General features: G+C 61.0%; 14 protein-coding genes and 1 riboswitch. Of the genes, 12 read left to right on the top strand and 2 right to left on the bottom strand.

Going from position 1 to position 17,536, the window contains the following annotated elements:
• Positions 1-54: 54 nt before the first annotated feature.
• Complete coding sequence (gene nhaB, locus BM344_RS10135; protein WP_091990995.1) at positions 55-1,560, top strand: sodium/proton antiporter NhaB; 1,506 nt, start codon at positions 55-57, stop codon at positions 1,558-1,560.
• A 91-nt stretch (positions 1,561-1,651) separates the two neighbouring features.
• Complete coding sequence (locus BM344_RS10130) at positions 1,652-2,503, top strand: substrate-binding periplasmic protein (RefSeq protein ID WP_228143590.1); 852 nt, start codon at positions 1,652-1,654, stop codon at positions 2,501-2,503.
• Between the two features lie 6 nt (positions 2,504-2,509).
• Here the strand turns inward: BM344_RS10130 and BM344_RS10125 are convergent, their stop codons facing one another.
• A complete protein-coding gene (locus BM344_RS10125) occupies positions 2,510-3,235 on the bottom strand; it encodes a DUF3047 domain-containing protein (protein ID WP_091989137.1) in 726 nt (241 codons plus the stop codon).
• Between the two features lie 81 nt (positions 3,236-3,316).
• Positions 3,317-3,539: riboswitch (cobalamin riboswitch) on the top strand.
• Between the two features lie 110 nt (positions 3,540-3,649).
• Between BM344_RS10125 and BM344_RS10120 the strand changes: the two genes are divergently transcribed.
• From BM344_RS10120 to BM344_RS10090, 7 genes are all read left to right on the top strand, one after another.
• Positions 3,650-6,439 (top strand): ribonucleoside-diphosphate reductase subunit alpha, encoded by a 2,790-nt coding sequence (locus tag BM344_RS10120; RefSeq protein WP_091989134.1) that lies wholly within the window; start codon positions 3,650-3,652, stop codon positions 6,437-6,439.
• A gap of 216 nt (positions 6,440-6,655) precedes the next feature.
• On the top strand, positions 6,656-7,714 hold the full coding sequence (locus BM344_RS10115; RefSeq protein ID WP_091989131.1) for a ribonucleotide-diphosphate reductase subunit beta: 1,059 nt from the start codon (positions 6,656-6,658) through the stop codon (positions 7,712-7,714).
• A gap of 171 nt (positions 7,715-7,885) precedes the next feature.
• The gene (locus BM344_RS10110; RefSeq protein ID WP_091989128.1) at positions 7,886-8,677 is read left to right on the top strand and encodes a substrate-binding periplasmic protein; all 792 of its coding nucleotides are present in this window, start codon (positions 7,886-7,888) and stop codon (positions 8,675-8,677) included.
• Positions 8,678-8,756: 79 nt separating this feature from the next.
• A complete protein-coding gene (locus tag BM344_RS10105; protein WP_091989124.1) occupies positions 8,757-10,034 on the top strand; it encodes an ABC transporter substrate-binding protein in 1,278 nt (425 codons plus the stop codon).
• A 113-nt stretch (positions 10,035-10,147) separates the two neighbouring features.
• Positions 10,148-10,516 (top strand): hypothetical protein, encoded by a 369-nt coding sequence (locus BM344_RS10100; protein ID WP_091989121.1) that lies wholly within the window; start codon positions 10,148-10,150, stop codon positions 10,514-10,516.
• 55 nt (positions 10,517-10,571) lie between these two features.
• Positions 10,572-13,097 (top strand): protein translocase subunit SecD, encoded by a 2,526-nt coding sequence (gene secD / locus BM344_RS10095; protein ID WP_091989118.1) that lies wholly within the window; start codon positions 10,572-10,574, stop codon positions 13,095-13,097.
• Between the two features lie 54 nt (positions 13,098-13,151).
• On the top strand, positions 13,152-14,099 hold the full coding sequence (locus tag BM344_RS10090; protein ID WP_091989115.1) for a calcium/sodium antiporter: 948 nt from the start codon (positions 13,152-13,154) through the stop codon (positions 14,097-14,099).
• A 33-nt stretch (positions 14,100-14,132) separates the two neighbouring features.
• Here BM344_RS10090 and BM344_RS10085 read toward each other — a convergent pair whose 3' ends face one another.
• Complete coding sequence (locus BM344_RS10085) at positions 14,133-14,816, bottom strand: DUF4396 domain-containing protein (protein ID WP_091989112.1); 684 nt, start codon at positions 14,814-14,816, stop codon at positions 14,133-14,135.
• 176 nt (positions 14,817-14,992) lie between these two features.
• On the opposite strand from BM344_RS10085, the gene BM344_RS10080 reads away from it, so the two are divergent.
• The 3 genes from BM344_RS10080 (at position 14,993) to betB (ending at position 17,536) form a co-directional block, all read left to right on the top strand.
• Positions 14,993-15,205, top strand: a complete 213-nt coding sequence (locus tag BM344_RS10080; RefSeq protein ID WP_091989109.1) for an acetyltransferase — start codon at positions 14,993-14,995, stop codon at positions 15,203-15,205.
• 194 nt (positions 15,206-15,399) lie between these two features.
• Positions 15,400-16,005 (top strand): transcriptional regulator BetI, encoded by a 606-nt coding sequence (gene betI / locus BM344_RS10075; RefSeq protein WP_091989106.1) that lies wholly within the window; start codon positions 15,400-15,402, stop codon positions 16,003-16,005.
• A gap of 61 nt (positions 16,006-16,066) precedes the next feature.
• Positions 16,067-17,536: a betaine-aldehyde dehydrogenase gene (gene betB / locus BM344_RS10070; protein WP_091989103.1), complete on the top strand. Its 1,470-nt coding sequence runs from the start codon at positions 16,067-16,069 to the stop codon at positions 17,534-17,536.

Below are 17,536 nucleotides of genomic sequence, written 5' to 3'. Positions count from 1 at the left end.
GCGGGGCCTCTGGCACACAATACCAACAAACCGCTTTCTCAGAAGATGTTCGCCATGCCCACAACCGTTCTCTCCGGCTTCACCCACAATTTCCTTGGAAAAGCGCCCGTCTGGTACAAGCAGGTCGTCCTGCTGTTTCTGGTGGCCAATCCCATTGTGATGTGGACCCTGGGCCCCGGAACCGCCGGCTGGCTCCTGATTGCCGAGTTCATTTTCACCCTGGCCATGGCACTCAAGTGCTACCCGTTGCTGCCCGGTGGCCTGCTGGCGGTGGAGGCGTTGCTGATCGGGCTGACAACGCCGGATGCGGTCTACCTGGAGGTACTCACCAACTTTCCGGTCATCCTGCTGCTGATGTTCATGGTGGCCGGCATCTACTTCATGAAAGAACTGTTGCTGGTGACGTTTACCCAGATCCTGGTGGGGGTGCGCTCCAAGTCGGCGCTGTCGCTGTTGTTCTGCAGTGCTGCGGCCCTGCTGTCGGCCTTCCTGGATGCCCTGACGGTAACCGCCGTGATCATCAGTGTGGCGGTGGGTTTCTATTCGGTGTACCACAAAGTGGCCTCGGGCAAGGGCTACCAGCACAAGGACCACAACGCTGGCAGTGATGACGAAGTGATTGAACTGCACCGGGAAGATCTGGAAAACTTCCGGGCTTTTCTGCGCAGCCTGCTGATGCACGGCGCCATCGGTACTGCCCTGGGCGGCGTTGCCACCATGGTGGGCGAACCCCAGAACCTGCTGATTGCCAAGGTCGTGGGCTGGGATTTTGCCGGGTTCTTCCTGCATATGGCGCCGGTGAGCCTGCCGGTGCTGGCGGCGGGGTTGGTTACCTGCTGGGCCCTGGAGAAGCTGCGCTGGTTTGGTTACGGCGGTCGGCTGCCCAAGCCGGTGCGCCGGGTGCTGGAGGAATTTGCTGAAAACGAGCGCGCCAAACGCACCAAAGCTGACCAGGCCGCACTCTGGGTGCAGGCGGTTGCCGCCGCCATCCTGGTGGTGGGCCTGGCCCTGCACCTGGCGGAGGTAGGGCTGATCGGCCTGTTGGTGATCATCCTGATTACCTCCTTTACTGGCGTTACCGACGAGCACCAGATTGGCAAGGCCTTCCAGGAATCGCTGCCGTTCACCTCCCTGTTGGTCGTGTTCTTCGCGGTGGTGGCGGTGATCCACGAGCAGCACCTGTTCAAACCGATCATCGATTACGTGCTGTCGCTGCCCGAGGCCCAACAACCGGGCATGTTCTTCATCGCCAACGGCGTGCTCTCGATGATCAGCGATAACGTGTTCGTAGCGACTGTGTACATCAGTGAGGTCAAGCAGGCGCTGGAAGCCGGCGCCATCAGCTACGAGCATTTCCAGGAGCTGGCGGTGGCGATCAACACCGGTACCAACCTGCCCAGTGTGGCCACGCCCAACGGCCAGGCGGCATTCCTGTTCCTGCTGACCTCGGCAATCGCGCCGCTGGTTCGGCTGTCTTACGGCAAGATGGTTATCATGGCATTTCCCTACACCCTGGTGATGGGCGGCGTGGGCCTGTACATGGTGGTTAACCACATTTGACATCCCGGCCGGATTTTTTGCGGCCTGGGTCAGTGCAGATCTGCCGGTGTCTGTTAATCTTCCCTTAAATAAAAGCGGATAAACGGACTCCATGTACAGCTGTTGTTTCCACGCTCCCGAGTTCCGGAGGCTGGCGAACGGGCGGGTGCTCGTCGCCCGGCTCGCCGGCCTGTGCCTTTTGATGTTCGCGGTCATGGGCGCTTCCGCCCAATCAGATTCCGAAACGGTGGCGGCGGCCCCGATCCTGCGGGTGGCGTACCTTGAGTTTCCCCCGATTACCTATCAGGACAGCAACGGCCAGCCGGCAGGCAGCTTTATCGAGCTGACCCGCAAAGTAGCTGTTGAGGCAGGCTATCAGCCCGAGTTCATCTATCTGCCGGTGAGCCGGGTGTACCTGTACCTGATCAACGGCCTGATTGACGTGTGGCCCGGGGTCACGGAAGTCCCGGTGTTGCAGGGCAATGTTCTGGAGAGCTGGATCAGTCCGGCACCCGTGCACTTGAGCGCCTGGTACCTGGAGAGCTCGCCCCCGCTCATTCATCTGGAAGAGTTGCGGGGCAAGCGGGTTATCGTCATTGGCGGCTATACCTATGCGGGACTGCTGGACTGGCTGGCCGCCCATCCAGACATTCGCATCACTGAAGCCCCCAACCACCGCTCGGCCGTGGATATGCTCAAGCGCAGGCGGGGGGATTACCTTCTGGATTATCGCCAGCCCGTGCGACAGGTGCTGGTTCCGGGATCCGATGACATGCTCCGGGAATCGGAAGTCCGCACCCGGGATCTCGCCTGGATTTTCTCGCTGGCCCATCCCCGAGCGGCACTGATGCGGGATGAGTTCGATGATGCCTATCTGCGCCTGGTGGAAAGGGGTGAAGTGCCCCCGGTTCGAGACCTCACCGGCGCCTACGTGATTCCTGGCTACCCCGGCGAACTCCAGTGACTGTGATCAGGGTTCCAGCTGTAAATCGCCATACCAGGCGGTGGCCTGCTCACTCGTGTTGTCTGAGTCCGACATGATGGCCACGCCAACAATGGGCGGCGGCGCTTCGCCAAACGCCTGCCGATAGTCAGCCACAATGTCCCTTTGAACCGTTACCCAGTCACCAATCTGCTCCCTGCCGGAATTGACCGCCACCATCATGGTCTTGTCGGTGTAGGCGTTGGCGATGACGGTGCCCTCCGGCAGGCTGTTAGCCCAGATGTAGTTCAGGGCATTGCCGGGCAGGGACTCGCCGAACAGCACTTCCACGGTCTTGCGCTTTGCCCGCTCGAAAAAGCCGGCCTTCTCCGGCTGGAACTTGAATGCCACGTAAATCCTGGCCGGGTAATCGTCCCCGGATTTGCTGCGGGCGTTGCCCTTGTCGAACACGTTCGAAACCTTCCAGCGCCATTTCAGAATCAGCGAATCGCCGGGCTTAACGCTTACCCGCGCAATCAGGCCGGAAGCGCCGCCGTCGGTGGTGGCCTTGACCACTTGCTGGCCGTCTTCGGTGACCAGCTCATAACGGGTGTGCTGCTCGATATTGGGGAAATTCAGGGGCTCCCAGCCGTCGGTAATCGAGCTCATGGCCGAGAAGGGCTTCAAAGTAGTGCTCTGAGCATGGGCGAGGCTGGAGCTGAAGAGGCCGACGAGCAGCAGCGCCGCCCATACCGGGTAGAGGTTTCGGGCCATGGTGTTCTCTCGAGTCTGAAGGTTACCGGTGCAGACAGGGGTTTTACAGAAAAGTGCCTTGTTGTTGAAGAGTGACCTGTATATAGTGTTCTTATCCTTGGTCAAATACCAGATGTAGTGATTACTTCGTAATCAACGCATCCGGTATCGGGAATCCGGTGAGACTCCGGAACTGACGCGCAGCGGTATTGGGGAACAAGCACGGCATTACGACACTGGTTGAAACCGGGAAGTCGCCGAGCGAGGCCGAATCCAACGATTCACGCCCCTGAGTCCGAAGACCTGCCAGGGAGATGACTGCACCTTCGCGTTTCAAGGTGAGCAGACCGGTGTTGCCCAGCCATGCCCATGGCGAGGTGCGCCCCTGCGTACGCGAAGGTGAAAGGAACTCAACGCGTATTCAGGAGAACAACCATGTCCGCCTCCGCTCTGGCCGAATCCCAGTCCGAACCCCAGTCCAAACCGAACACCGATTCCGAGGCCTCCACCCAGGCCCTGCAGGTGATAAAACGCAACGGCACCCTGGTGGGCTTTGATGCCTCCAAAATCAGCGTGGCCGTCACCAAGGCCTTCCTGGCCGTGGAAGGCGACCAGGCCGCCGGTTCCGCCCGCATCAACCACGCCGTCAAACTGGTCACCGACCAGGTGGTGCAGGCCATCAGCCGGCGCCTGAAGGCCGGCGGCAAGGTCCACATCGAAGACATCCAGGATCAGGTGGAACTGGCCCTGATGCGGGCCGAGGAACAAAAAGTCGCTCGCGCCTACGTGCTGTACCGGGAAGAACACGCGCGCCAGCGGGCCATCGATGAGCCGGTGGAAGCCCACCCGCACCTGACCGTGAGAAAGGCCGACGGCACCATCGCGCCCCTGGACCTGGGTCTGATGAAACTGCAGGTGGAGCAGGCCGCCGCCGGGCTGGACGGCATCGACGGTGGATCTCTGGTGGACGACGCACTGCGCAATCTCTACGACGGCATTGAAGAAACCGAAGTGCTCTCGGCCCTGATCATGACCGCCCGGGGCCGCATCGAGCGGGAGCCGGACTACAGCGCCGTGACCGCCCGCCTGCTGCTGGAGCAGCTGCGCCTGGAAACCGGCGAAGCCCTGGAACTGCCGCGTAACCAGTCCCTGGCGGAGGTGTATCCCCAGGCGCTGATCGCCTTTATACACGCCGGCATTCGCCACGAACTGCTGGACGAAGCCCTGGTCGGCTTTGATCTCGAGCGCCTCGGTGAGGCGCTCAAGCCCGAGCGCGACCTGCAATTCGGCTTCCTCGGCCTGCAGACCCTGTACGACCGCTACTTCCTGCACTGGAACAAGGCCCGTCTGGAACTGCCCCAGGTGTTTTTCATGCGCGTGGCCATGGGCCTGGCCCTGCGCGAGGACGACCCGAACGAGCGGGCCATCGAGTTCTACAACCTGCTGTCCTCTTTCGACTACATGGCCAGCACGCCCACCCTGTTCAACAGCGGCACCCGCCATTCCCAGCTTTCCTCCTGCTACCTGACCACCGTGCAGGACGACCTGGAAGGCATCTACGGCGCCATCAAGGACAACGCCCTGCTGAGCAAATGGGCCGGCGGCCTGGGCAACGACTGGACGCCGGTTCGGGCGCTCGGATCTCACATCAAGGGCACCAACGGCCAGAGCCAGGGCGTGGTGCCGTTTTTGAAAGTGGTCAACGACACCGCCGTGGCGGTGAACCAGGGTGGCAAGCGCAAGGGCGCCGTGTGTGCTTACCTGGAAAGCTGGCACCTCGACATCGAGGAATTCCTGGAGCTGCGCAAGAACACCGGCGACGAGCGCCGCCGAACCCACGACATGAACACCGCCAACTGGGTGCCGGACCTGCTGATCGAACGCATGCGCGAAGACCGGGACTGGACCCTGTTCTCCCCGAGCGACGTGCCCGACCTGCACGACCTCTACGGCAATGCGTTCCGCGAGCGCTACGAGCACTACGAAGCGCTGGCCAAACAGGGCCAGATCAGACTGTTCCGGAAAGTCTCAGCCAAACAGCTCTGGCGCAAGATGCTCACCGTGCTGTTTGAAACCGGCCACCCCTGGGTCACCTTCAAGGACCCCTGCAACCTGCGCTCGCCGCAGCAGCACCGGGGTGTGGTACACAGCTCCAACCTGTGCACCGAGATCACCCTCAACACCAGCGCCGACGAAATTGCCGTGTGCAACCTGGGTTCGGTAAACCTGGCCGCTCATATCAAGGACGGCGAGCTGGACGTACAGCGCCTGGAGCGCACCGTGAACACTGCCGTACGCATGCTCGATAACGTCATCGACATCAACTACTACGCCGTGCCCCAGGCCCGCAATTCTAACCATAAACACCGTCCGGTCGGCCTCGGCCTGATGGGCTTCCAGGACGCCCTCTACCAACTGGGCCTGCCGTACTCCAGCCCGGAAGCGGTGGAGTTCGCCGATGTGGCCATGGAGCAGCTCAGTTACTTCGCCCTGCGCGCCTCCGCCACCCTGGCCGGAGAGCGCGGCGCCTACGAAAGCTACGAAGGCTCGCTCTGGCAGCAGGGTATCCTGCCCATCGACTCCATCAGCCTGCTGAAAGAAGCGCGCCGCGACGGCGACCTCTCGGTGAACACCAATGCCCGCCTGGACTGGACTCCCGTACGCGAACTGATCGCCAAAAACGGCATGCGCAACAGCAACGTCATGGCCATCGCGCCCACGGCCACCATCTCCAACATCGTGGGCGTGTCCCAGTCTATTGAACCGGCGTACCAGAACCTGTTCGTCAAATCGAACCTCTCCGGCGAGTTCACCGTGGTCAACCCGTCCCTGGTCCGGGACCTCAAGGCCGAGGGCCTGTGGGACAACGTGATGGTCAACGACCTCAAATACTTCGACGGCAGCGTGCAGCAAATCGACCGCATCCCGGCCGAACTCAAGGCGAGATACGCCACCGCCTTCGAGATCGACGCCCGTTGGCTGGTAGAAGCCGCCGCCCGCCGTCAGAAATGGCTCGACCAGGCCCAGAGCCTCAACCTCTACATGGCCGAACCCAGCGGTAAAAAACTCGACGCCCTGTACCAGCTGGCCTGGGAACGTGGCCTGAAAACCACCTACTACCTGCGCTCCCTGGGCGCCACCGGCGCAGAGAAAACCACCCCGGTGGCGGCACCGCAGCCGCAGGTATGCAGCATCGACAACCCGGACTGCGAGGCCTGTCAGTAGGGCGTTAATCCGACCTACAACGGGCACATACGACTACAACTGCCAAGCCTGAGAACCTGGCTGGTACACCCTCCCGAAAATGTCTGTGGCCATGGATGGCCACAGCCAAGCCCTACAGGGACGTATTCACGGGCGTTTTTCGGGAGGGTGTACCAGACAGGTTCCGCCCCCAAGCCGAGTAGGCTGGGAGACAAAGAACTCGGAGGTTAAAAAAACATGCTCGATTGGGACGACGAACCAAAAACCGAAGCCAATACCGCCAGCCACCAGGGCCCGGCCCCGGTGAACGTCGACGACAAGCGCGTCATCAACGGCGAGACTGACATCAACCAGCTGGCACCGTTCAAGTACCCCTGGGCCTGGGAGTACTTCATGAACGCCAACAAGAACCACTGGACCCCCCTGGACGTGAACATGGCCCAGGACGTCTCGGACTACCACCACCGCCTGACCGCGCCGGAAAAACACGTCTACGAGAACGTGCTGGCCTACCTCACCACCTCCGACATCCTGGCCATGCGCAACATCGGCCTGGCGGTGATGGAGAAAATGAGTGCCCCGGAACTTCAGATCTACCAGGCCCGCCAGGTGTACGAGGAAGCCATGCACACCTGGGCCTACCAGCACTGCATCGAAACCCTCAACCTGGACCAGAGCGAAATCTACAACCGCTACCGCGTGGTGCCCGCCATCAACGGCAAGATCCAGATCGCCAACCGACGCCTGGATGCCGCCATGCGCCCGGACATGAACCTGCGCAACCGCGATGACCTGCAGGAATTCATCATGTCCTATCTGTTTTTTGCTGCCGTGTTCGAGGGCACCTGGTTCTACAACGGCTTCAGCCCCATCTTCGCCCTGCAGCGCCGGGGCCTGATGCGTGGCACCGGTGAACAGCTGCAGTACATCCTGCGGGACGAAGCCATGCACTTCTCTTTCGGCCTGAAAGTGGTGAACCAGATCGTCGAGGAAGAGAACATTACCTTCGACCCAAAAGCCGTGCGCCAGATGTGGGAAGAATCCGAAGCCGCCGAAACCGCCTACGCCAATTACATCCTGCGCGACCCCATCCTGGGTTACTCCGCGGAGTACCACAGCGAGCAGTTCCGCTTTGTGGCCAATCGCAGGGCGCGCACCGTGGGCCTGGAAGAGCCCTTTCCGGGGGCGAAGAACGTCTCGCCCTGGCTGGACGAGCAGGCCACCATGCGCAAGGAGAAGAATTTCTTTGAAACCCGGGTGATCGAGTACCAAACCGGTGCGCAGCTGGAATGGTAGATTATCGATAACGGCTGGCGTCCTGCGCCCTCTGCCGGCATGAACCATCAGGGGTCAGAGGGCGTATGGATTTGGTAGAAGTGGCTTTAGGATTGCTCGGCTTTTCGATATTGTGCGTTCAGCGGGCCATCATGCGCGCGACAGGCCGACAGCTCTCCAGAGGGAAACCAGGTGAACAAACGACTCTCAAGTGCACTTGCCGCAACCCTGCGTCTTGCGTTCCTGGTTGTGCTCGTTGCTTCGCCGGGCGTTTCGGCGGGCGACGACAGGCTCAAGTTTGCGTTTGCCGAAAATGCACCACCCTACAGTTACTCACTGGACGACCGGGCAGCGGGGCTTTTCCCCGAGCTGGTGCAGTTGGTGTTCAGTTTTACGCAAGGCTACACCGTGGACAGTGCGGTGATGCCCTGGTCCAGGGCCCAGCATAACGTCAGTCGGGGCCTTGCCGATGGTTTTCTCACCTATCCATCCATGGAAAGACAGGATTACGCCATCTTTGCGGAACAACCCCTCCACACACAGGACTTCGGCCATCTGGTGTACTCGGTCGACAATCCCAATTCCGAACGGATTGAATCGGCAACAAGTTTTGCCGACCTCGCCGACCTCAAGATAATTGTTGAAAAGGGGTCGAAATGGGAAGAAGAGAATCTTCCAGCCTATCTGGAGCGGGTGCCGGGCCGGGACGTTGAAACCATGATGCATCTTCTCATGTTGCGGAAAGCCGGTGATTTTTTTGTGCAGCCCGCCGAAGACGCACGATTCATCGCTCGGAAACTTGGCTACGCGGACCGCCTGAGAGTCCGCAAGGTGGATTTTATTCCCAATGCCCTGATCCCGTTTCATATCGGCGTGTCCCGGAACGTTCGCTCCGCTGCGCAGGTGGTCAATCAGGTGGATGAGGTGATGCAGGACCCGGAATTCATGTCGCAACGGAACCAGCTGATCGAACGTTATCGATAAAGTCCGTCGGGTTCGTCACCTCCGGTTCACCACGCTACACTTATGAATCTGCTGACCCGCTGTAGGAGGAGCCCGGCGGATGCCTGTATTTCGATGTACCGCGGCCCTGTTGATAACCATCATGACAATACCTGCGCTGGCCATTGCCAAATCCGGACGTGAACCACTCGATGTTGTGCTGATGGTGTCCGGTGGTGAGCAGCGGCAGGTGTACATGGAGCTGCTTCGGTCATTCGAGGCGCAACATCCTCACCTGGACGTGCGTCACCGTGAATACGAACAGGAGAACTACAAGGCCAACATCGAAAGCTGGCTCACCGGCGACAGTCAGGCCCCGGATGTGATGTTCTGGTTTGCCGGGCACCTGATGGACGATTTCTACCGCAAGGGGCTGATCCGGCCCGTCGATGACCTGTGGCAAGCACAGAACTGGGATACGGTGTTCCCGGAGAGTATTCGCAGGGTAGTCAGCTTTGCCGGACAACCCATGGGCGTACCTATTGCCTACTATCACTGGGGGCTTTACTACAACAAGGCCCTGTTCCAGCGCCTTGGCCTGAACCCCCCAGAGACCTGGGACGCGCTGCTGGAAGCGGGCGAGCGCCTGAAAGCCGAGGGTATTACGCCGGTGGCGGTCGGTACCAAAGCCGGCTGGACGGCCGCCGCCTGGTTTGACTACCTGAATCTGCGGCTCAATGGTCTGGCCTTCCATGAGCGCCTGATGCGCGGCGAAGTGCCCTTTGACGACGACCGGGTTCGGGCCGTGTTCGAACACTGGCAGCAGCTGGTGAAGGGCGATTTTTTTCTGCAGGGCCATGCCGGAATGTCATGGCGCAACGCCCTGCCGTTCCTGTACCGGGGCCACGCCGGCATGATGCTGATGGGTGGTTTTGTGAAACCCCAGTTTCCGGATTCGGTGCTCGACAATATCGGTGTGGTGCGATTTCCCCTGCTCCAGAGCACCCGCGGCGTTTATGAGAACGCGCCCACCGATATTTTCTTCATACCTGCGGGTGCCGATAACCCGGAGGGCGCGAAAACCTTACTGGCCTACATGGGCGAGCCGGAGACCCAGGCCTGGTTCAATCATCGCCTTGGTACGACGGCACCCAACATCAACGTCACCGGCTATGGGGATTCAATCGACGAGCAGGGCGGTGAGGTGCTGGCGGGCGCTGATGGCTATTCGCAGTTTTTTGATCGCAACACCCCGCGCGCACTGTCCAATCCGGCCATGGAGGTCTTCGTCGACTTCATGTCCGGAAAACTGAGCCTGGACAAGGCTCTGGCGCAACTTGAAGGCCTGCGTGTGGCGGTATTCGGCCCCATTTCGAATCAGGCCCGGCTTATCGAGTGACTGGCTCCAGTAGCGAGACCAAGCGGGTCGCCCGCAACGTATAGGTACTTCTGGCTGCTTGACGGCTTTACGTCTTGTTCGGAGACTGGGGTCTGCTCACCCGAGTGCGTCCAATGACACACAGTTTGCGCTTCCCCCCAGTCTCCAGACAAGGCCAGAAATTCAGGCTGCTGGTACTTTTTCTTCTGAGTGTTCTGCTTGCCGGCCCGGGTATCCAGGCTCAGGCCGATGGCGTGGAATCCTATACCGGCCCGACGGTTGAGCCGTGGCCGGTGGCATCGGATATCGTATGCCCCAATACCCGAAAACTCTCAGGAAGCCTCCTTACTGACGCTGATGACGTGGTACCGGGAGCCCCGCCCGATTCGTTCCTGTTTGCGGAACTGTCCGACGCCTGCCTACACCCCGAGCTGCTGGCGCTCACGCTTTGGTCCGCCGAGCGCTATCTACGACCGCCCTTCCGCGCTCCTCCTGTGCGTTAACCCTCTGTTTTGACGTTGTTCACAATTTCTTCATTGATGTTATCGAGGGTTCCCCATGAAACCGCTCCGCACGCGCGTTGTGGTCTACGGTCTGATTATCCTGCTGGGCCTGTTGAGCGCTCTGCCCAGTTTTCTACCTCAATCGACCGCCCAGAAACTGCCGAACTGGTACACCAATAATTCGCTCGCCCTGGGCCTGGACTTGCAGGGTGGCTCGCACTTGCTGTTTTCGCTGGACAGCGAGGTATTGATCGAGGACGAATACACCACCCTGGCCGACGAGCTGCGCCGGGAACTTCGACGTTCTGGCATTGCACCGCCGGAGGTTGTGATCAGTCCGCAGGGGCTGACGATTGAGCCGACCAACCCCGATCGCCTCGCCGAAATCCGCCAGGTTGTCCAGACTCTGGACCAACCGGTGCGGGATGGGCTCCCGAGCCTGGATACTGAAACCTCGGCAAAGAACCTCACGGTTCAGTTCACCGCCCCCCATCGTGATCAACTGATTGATGGCGCCATCGAGCAGAGCCTGGAGATCGTGCGCCTGCGGCTGAATGAGACCGGCCTGGTGGAGCCCAGCGTCACCCGTCAGGGCAGCGACGGCATTCTGGTGCAGATGCCGGGTCTGGCCGACCCGAGCGAGATCCGGTCGCTTTTGGGCACCACCGCCAAACTGACCTTCCACTGGATCGCTGACCACCGCACGCCGGAGGGCAGCCAGACCCTGCGTGTAGCCTCAGAGCAAGGCACGCAACCGTACCGGGTGGAAAAGCGCGAGCTGCTGGGCGGCAAGCACGTGGTTGATGCCGAAATGGCGTTCAGCCCGGATACCGGGCAGCCGGTGGTCCATTTCCGGCTCGACGGCGTCGGCGCCGATATTTTTGCAGCGGCGACCCGCGACAACATCGGTCGTGCGCTGGCGATTGTCCTCGATGAGAAAGTCATCACCGCGCCGGTCATCCGCGGGTTGATTGGCGGCGGCAGCGGCGAGATCAGCGGTGACTTTACCCCGAGTGAAGCGGCAAGACTGGCTCTTTTACTGCGCGCCGGTGCCCTTCCGGCACCTCTGGATGTGATCGAGGAGCGTTCGGTAGGCCCCGAGCTCGGCAGTGATTCCCTCGCCGCCGGACTGGTGACCGGGCTGCTGGGCGCGGCCCTGGTGGTTGCCTTCATGGTGGGCATCTACGGTCGCTGGGGCCTGATTGCCTGCGTGGGCCTGGGAGTCAACGTGGTGCTGGTGTTTGCAATTCTCAGCGTGCTCGGCGCCACCCTGACGCTGCCGGGTATCGCCGGCATAATCCTGAGCATCGGCATGGCCGTGGACGCCAACATCCTGATCAACGAGCGCATCCGGGAGGAGACCCGCAAAGGCCGGCCGGCCTTCCTGGCACTGACCGAAGGCTTCCGCCGGGCCTACGGCACCATCCTGGATTCGAACCTGACCACGCTCATTGCCGTGAGTCTGCTGTTCCTGTTTGGCAGTGGCCCGGTCCGCGGGTTTGCGGTCACCATCGGCATTGGCCTGGTCACCTCCCTGTTCACGGCGATCTCGGTCACGCGGTTGCTGATGGAGTGGCAGGTCCGCCGCCACCGGAACCAACCGCTGGTCATCGGCGGGCTCGGGTTCCTGGACCGGCTCAGTGATCGCGGCGTCAACGTGATGCGGGGGCGGGTGCTGGGCGTGGTGTTGTCAGCCGTTCTGTCACTGGCGTCGATTGGCCTGTTTATCCATCCGGGTCTGCGCTACGGAATCGACTTCACCGGCGGTGTCGCCGCGGAAGTCACCACCGAGACCAGAACCGTGTCGGATTTGCGCCAGGGCCTGGCCGAGCAGGGTCTGGGCCAGGCGTCCATTCAGAGTTTCGGCGAGGACGGGCGGGTGCTGGTGCGCCTGGCCCAGGGCGATGCCCTCCAGCTGTCGGTGGATCAACCGGTGGAGGCCCTGAAATCCGCCATCGCGGAAGTAGCGCCGGACGCTGAATTTTCACGGGTGGAGCTGGTGGGTCCCAAGGTCAGTGGCCACTTCAGTGATGCCACCATCCTGGCCATCCTGCTGGCAGGTGCCGGCATGCTCTGCTATCTATGGGTAAGATTCGAGTACCATTTTGCCCTGGCGGCAACGCTGACCATTGGTCTGGACCTGACCAAAACCCTGGGCTTCTTCGCGCTCACGGGCGTGGAGTTCAATCTGACAGCCGTTGCCGCCCTGCTGGCGCTCATTGGCTATTCGATCAACGACAAGGTGGTGGTGTTCGACCGGGTGCGGGAAACGCTTCGCCAGACGCCGGACAAACCCTTGCTGCAGGTGTTGAACGAAAGCATCTCATCCACGCTGACCCGAACCACGTTCACCTCGGTGACCACCTTCCTGGCCCTCTTGCCCATGGCCGTGGCTGGTGGTCATGCGGTGGCCAGCTTCGCGTTGCCCATGCTGTTCGGCATCGTGATTGGCACCAGTTCGTCCATCCTGATCGCCGCGCCAATTCTTTATGGCCTGGGCCAGCGTCGATTCCGGAACGGTTTGGCCCAGCTGCGGCCCACCCGGGAGGAACTTCAGAAGCAACTGGATTTGATTCCCTGAGGGCGCCGCAGGCGCCGCCCGCGGACATTCACTCATTGGACAAGGAATGATTTGATGATTGCCAACGTTGCGTTTATTGCGGTCGCACTGACGTTGCTGTTTTTCGGGGCCGAGGCGCTGGTTCGTGGCAGCTCCTCGCTGGCCATTCGGGCGGGGCTGAGCCCTCTCGTGGTGGGCCTGACCATTGTCGCCTTCGGTACCAGTGCTCCGGAGCTGGTGGTCAGTATCGAGGCGGCGCTGTCCGGGCAGGGTGATATTTCTGTGGGCAATGTGGTCGGTTCCAACTCCTTCAACATTGCGGTGATTCTGGGCTTAACGGCTCTCGTGTGTCCGATTCCGGTGCACCGCCAGATCATCCGGATGGATGCCCCTATTGCCCTCGGCGTGGCGCTGTTGCTGGTGCTGTTGCTGATGGATAATGCCCTGGGTCGCCTCGAAGGCACTCTCCTGTTCGCGGGCATTGTGGCCTACACCGCCATCAACGTGATCATGGCCCGTCGACAGCCCGCGGTCGCAGGCGCAGGCCCAGTGGAAGACATTCCGATACCTGCGGTTCGCCACTGGTCCCTGGATCTGGCGTTTATTGTTGGCGGTCTGGCCCTGCTGGTGCTGGGTTCCCGGCTGCTGGTCACCAACGCCGTGGATCTGGCCCAGCTGTTTGGCATCAGCGAAGCGGTGATCGGACTGACCATTGTTGCGGCGGGCACCAGCATGCCGGAACTTGCCACTTCCCTCGTGGCGGCTTTCCGACGTCAACCGGACATCGCCATAGGTAACGTGATCGGCTCAAACGTCTTCAACATCCTGGGCATCCTGGGTATCGCTTCCTTGGTGTCGCCCATCTCCGCGCCGGGCATCTCCGTAGTGGATTACATCACCATGCTCGTATTCACGGTGCTGATCATTCCACTACTGTACACGGGCCGCCGGTTGCACAGGCTGGAAGGTGGTTTTTTGCTTGGGCTTTACGGCGTCTACCTTTTCATCCTCTGGCCCAAATAGAGCTGGCGATACGCAGAATGAGCCGATACAGCGTCAGTGGCAGTGCGCATGCGCGGCCGCGTCTTCATCCCGCGGATCGCCCATGCCACCCTTGAGGCCGTATTTGATCAGCAGCAGGTTGGCGGGCCAGGCCGCGAACAGACCCAGTGAAAGGGATACATACAGCGAGGACCAGAACAGGGCGTCGCCCATAGTTGCTTCGCCGCCCAGGTAGAGGTCGGTGGTGATCGCCACAGACTCCATCACCACAATGCTGATGGTCTCGGCCACGAAAGCCCCCTTGAAGGCCTCCTTGAAGGGCATGCCATTCTGCATCATCGGCCCGATGTTGAGGGCAAAGCCAAAGATGTAGGCCAGACTGAAGGTGATAATCGCGGCCCAAAAGTTACCCATGGCAAACAGGCCGACGGAAATGATCACACCCAGAATCTCACCGATACCGCAGCCCGAATAACAGTGCGCAACGGAACGAAAACCCTTGCGCGCGAGACTGTCGGTGGGAATCTGCTTGCGCCCGGAAAACCGGTAGATGGCGAGACCGATGGGCCCGGAATAGAGTACAGTCAGGCCCCACACCCATTGCATCATGGAGGCAATGTGGCTATTGCGGGTTCGAAGATCGTAGAGAACCCAGGCAACGCTGGCGACCACCAGGGCCAGCCAGATGCCAAGACCGGTCCAGGTGTCGATCAGATTCTGGATGTACTCGAGGCTCACGATAGGGACCCTCCTGTCTCTGGAAAATGAGCTTATAACCATAGTCGTTAAGGAGGTAATTCGGTTTTTCAACCCCGCGCCGGTTGCCGACCCGGCGTGAGACTGCCTCCGACCTGTCTGTAAGTCCGAGCCTCTGCTACGTTTAAGGGAGTATTTTCCCGCTTTCGGAGGTCCCTATGTTTGTCGCTGAGAAAGCAACCGGACACCTGATCGAGGTGCTGGACACCCAGGCGTTGTTTGACCCCCACATGCCCGAAGTTCGCGGCAGCCTGCACTATGGTGAGGAGGCCCAGGACCCTGAGCCCTTTGCCAAATCGGAACTGGCCTTTCCCTCCGGCGAGTCTCTGCCCCGGTGCTGGACCGATCCTGACTATCGCCGTCACGGTTGACCGCTTCGGCGTCGGTTGAATCGCTGTGGCCCGTTCCCGACGGGCCCGTCCCTGTTCATTTTCCGAGCAGATTTGAATTTCCTATCCCGCTTCTGTAAGCTTTTTATTAATTGAACGTTCAATTAAAAACGTCCGACCGGAAGGTGAGCGGTAAATTGCGCCCTTTGAAGCGGTAATCAGGAAACGACAACGCCATGCCGAAAGTAGGAATGAAAGACACCCGCCGACAGCAACTGATTGACGCCACCATGGCCTCCATCGCCGAGCTGGGCATGCAGAACACCACCATCGTGAGCATCAGCAAGCGGGCGGGGCTGTCCTCCGGCATCATCAGCCATTACTTCGGAGGCAAGCAGGGGCTGATCGAGGCGGCGTTGCGGTACCTGCTGGACCAGCTGGGCAAGGAGCTTCGGGAGCGCATGGCGAAAACCGACGGCTCGCCCGAGCAGCGGCTGAACTGCATCATCGAGTCGAATTTCTCCGAGTTCCAGCGCTCGGCGCTGGCGGCGAAAACCTGGCTCAGTTTCTGGGCCCGTTCCATGCATGAGCCCGGGCTCAAGCGACTGCAGCAGATCAACAACGCCCGGCTGTACAGCAACCTGCGCTATTCCTTCGCCCAGGTACTGGCGCCTGAAGCCGCCACCGAGGCCGCCCGCCAGACCGCCGCCATGATTGACGGCTTCTGGCTGCGCAGCGCCCTGAGCCTGGACCCGGCGGAAAGCTTCGAAGCCGGCGAACGGCTGTGCAAACAGTTTGTCCACGAGACCATCGCCGGCACACACGCTCGGGTCACCGCCTGAGCACACACGAATTCAGCGGCCCACAAGGCCCGAAGACACCGAATCGAGGTAAGCACTGACTATGTCTGCATCCGTTCCCGTTGTTCAGAACTTTGTCCACGGCCGGTTCCTGGCCAACAGCACCGGTGAAACCTTCCCGGTAGTGAATCCGGCCACCGGCCAGGTGATCTACGAGGTGGAAGTGGCGGATGAGGCCGTGCAGCAGGCGGCCATTGAAAGCGCCCGGGCCGGTTTTGCCGAATGGTCCGGGATGGCCGCCATCGAGCGCAGCCGGATCCTGCTCAAGGCCGTGGCACTGTTGAGGGAGCGGAACGACGAACTGGCCGCCGTGGAAGTGCGCGACACCGGCAAGCCCTGGCAGGAGGCGGAAGCGGTGGACGTGGTTACCGGCGCCGACGCCATCGAATTCTTCGCCGGCCTGGCACCGTCCATTGAGGGCAACCAGCAGGACCTGGGCGGGGATTTCTACTACACCCGCCGGGAGCCGCTGGGCATCTGCGCCGGCATCGGCGCCTGGAACTACCCGATCCAGATCGCCTGCTGGAAATCCGCGCCAGCACTGGCCTGTGGCAACGCCATGATCTTCAAGCCGTCGGAAGAAACCCCCATGGGCGCGGTGAAAGTGGCGGAAATCTTTATCGAAGCGGGTGTGCCGGCTGGCGTGTTCAACGTGGTTCAGGGCGCGGCCGAGGTGGGCCAGTGGCTGACCCACCATCCGGACATTGCCAAAGTGTCGTTCACCGGTGAGGTGGCCACCGGCAAGAAGGTGATGGCGGCGGCAGCTTCGTCGCTGAAAGACGTGACCATGGAGCTGGGCGGCAAGTCCCCGCTGATCATCTTTGACGATGCCGATCTGGAGAATGCTATCTCTGCGGCCATGGTGGGCAACTTCTACACCCAGGGTGAGATCTGCACCAACGGCACCCGGGTGTTCGTCCATGAAGACATATACCCGCGCTTTATCGAGCGCCTGCTGGAGCGCACTCGCAACAACATCAAGCCGGGCGATCCGATGGCTCCCGCCACCAATTTCGGCGCCCTGATCTCGAAAAAGCATCAGGACCTGGTGCTCGATTACATCGCCAAAGGCCTGGCCGAAGGCGCCACCCTGAGCCACGGCGGCCGGGCGTTCGAGCCAGAAGGCTCGAAAGGTGGCTATTTTGTTGAGCCGACCATTTTCACCGACTGCACCGACGACATGACCATCGTGCGGGAAGAGATCTTCGGGCCGGTGATGTCCGTGCTCACCTTCGCCGATGAGGACGAGGTGATTGCCCGGGCCAACAACACCGACACCGGCCTGGCCGCCGGCGTATTCACCAACGACATCCGCCGGGCGCACCGGGTGATTCACCAGATCCAGGCCGGCATCTGCTGGATCAACAGCTACGGCGCCTCGCCGGCGGAAATGCCGGTGGGCGGCTACAAACTCTCCGGCATTGGCCGGGAAAACGGGCGCGAGACCCTGGCGCACTACACCCAGATCAAATCGGTGTACGTGGGCATGAACGATATTGACGCGCCGTTTTAA

This window comes from Marinobacter gudaonensis, assembly GCF_900115175.1.
GTDB classification, from domain to species: Bacteria; Pseudomonadota; Gammaproteobacteria; order Pseudomonadales; family Oleiphilaceae; genus Marinobacter; species Marinobacter gudaonensis.
This window is presented reverse-complemented; position numbering and strand designations above follow the sequence as displayed.

What these genes read in the sequence shown, in the direction of transcription:
- nhaB (WP_091990995.1), top strand. Translation starts at nt 55, where the DNA reads ATGCCCACAACCGTTCTCTCCGGCTTCACCCACAATTTCCTTGGAAAA.
- BM344_RS10130 (WP_228143590.1), top strand. Translation starts at nt 1,652, where the DNA reads ATGTACAGCTGTTGTTTCCACGCTCCCGAGTTCCGGAGGCTGGCGAAC.
- BM344_RS10125 (WP_091989137.1), bottom strand. Translation starts at nt 3,235, where the DNA reads ATGGCCCGAAACCTCTACCCGGTATGGGCGGCGCTGCTGCTCGTCGGC.
- BM344_RS10120 (WP_091989134.1), top strand. Translation starts at nt 3,650, where the DNA reads ATGTCCGCCTCCGCTCTGGCCGAATCCCAGTCCGAACCCCAGTCCAAA.
- BM344_RS10115 (WP_091989131.1), top strand. Translation starts at nt 6,656, where the DNA reads ATGCTCGATTGGGACGACGAACCAAAAACCGAAGCCAATACCGCCAGC.
- BM344_RS10105 (WP_091989124.1), top strand. Translation starts at nt 8,757, where the DNA reads ATGCCTGTATTTCGATGTACCGCGGCCCTGTTGATAACCATCATGACA.
- BM344_RS10100 (WP_091989121.1), top strand. Translation starts at nt 10,148, where the DNA reads ATGACACACAGTTTGCGCTTCCCCCCAGTCTCCAGACAAGGCCAGAAA.
- secD (WP_091989118.1), top strand. Translation starts at nt 10,572, where the DNA reads ATGAAACCGCTCCGCACGCGCGTTGTGGTCTACGGTCTGATTATCCTG.
- BM344_RS10090 (WP_091989115.1), top strand. Translation starts at nt 13,152, where the DNA reads ATGATTGCCAACGTTGCGTTTATTGCGGTCGCACTGACGTTGCTGTTT.
- BM344_RS10080 (WP_091989109.1), top strand. Translation starts at nt 14,993, where the DNA reads ATGTTTGTCGCTGAGAAAGCAACCGGACACCTGATCGAGGTGCTGGAC.
- betI (WP_091989106.1), top strand. Translation starts at nt 15,400, where the DNA reads ATGCCGAAAGTAGGAATGAAAGACACCCGCCGACAGCAACTGATTGAC.
- betB (WP_091989103.1), top strand. Translation starts at nt 16,067, where the DNA reads ATGTCTGCATCCGTTCCCGTTGTTCAGAACTTTGTCCACGGCCGGTTC.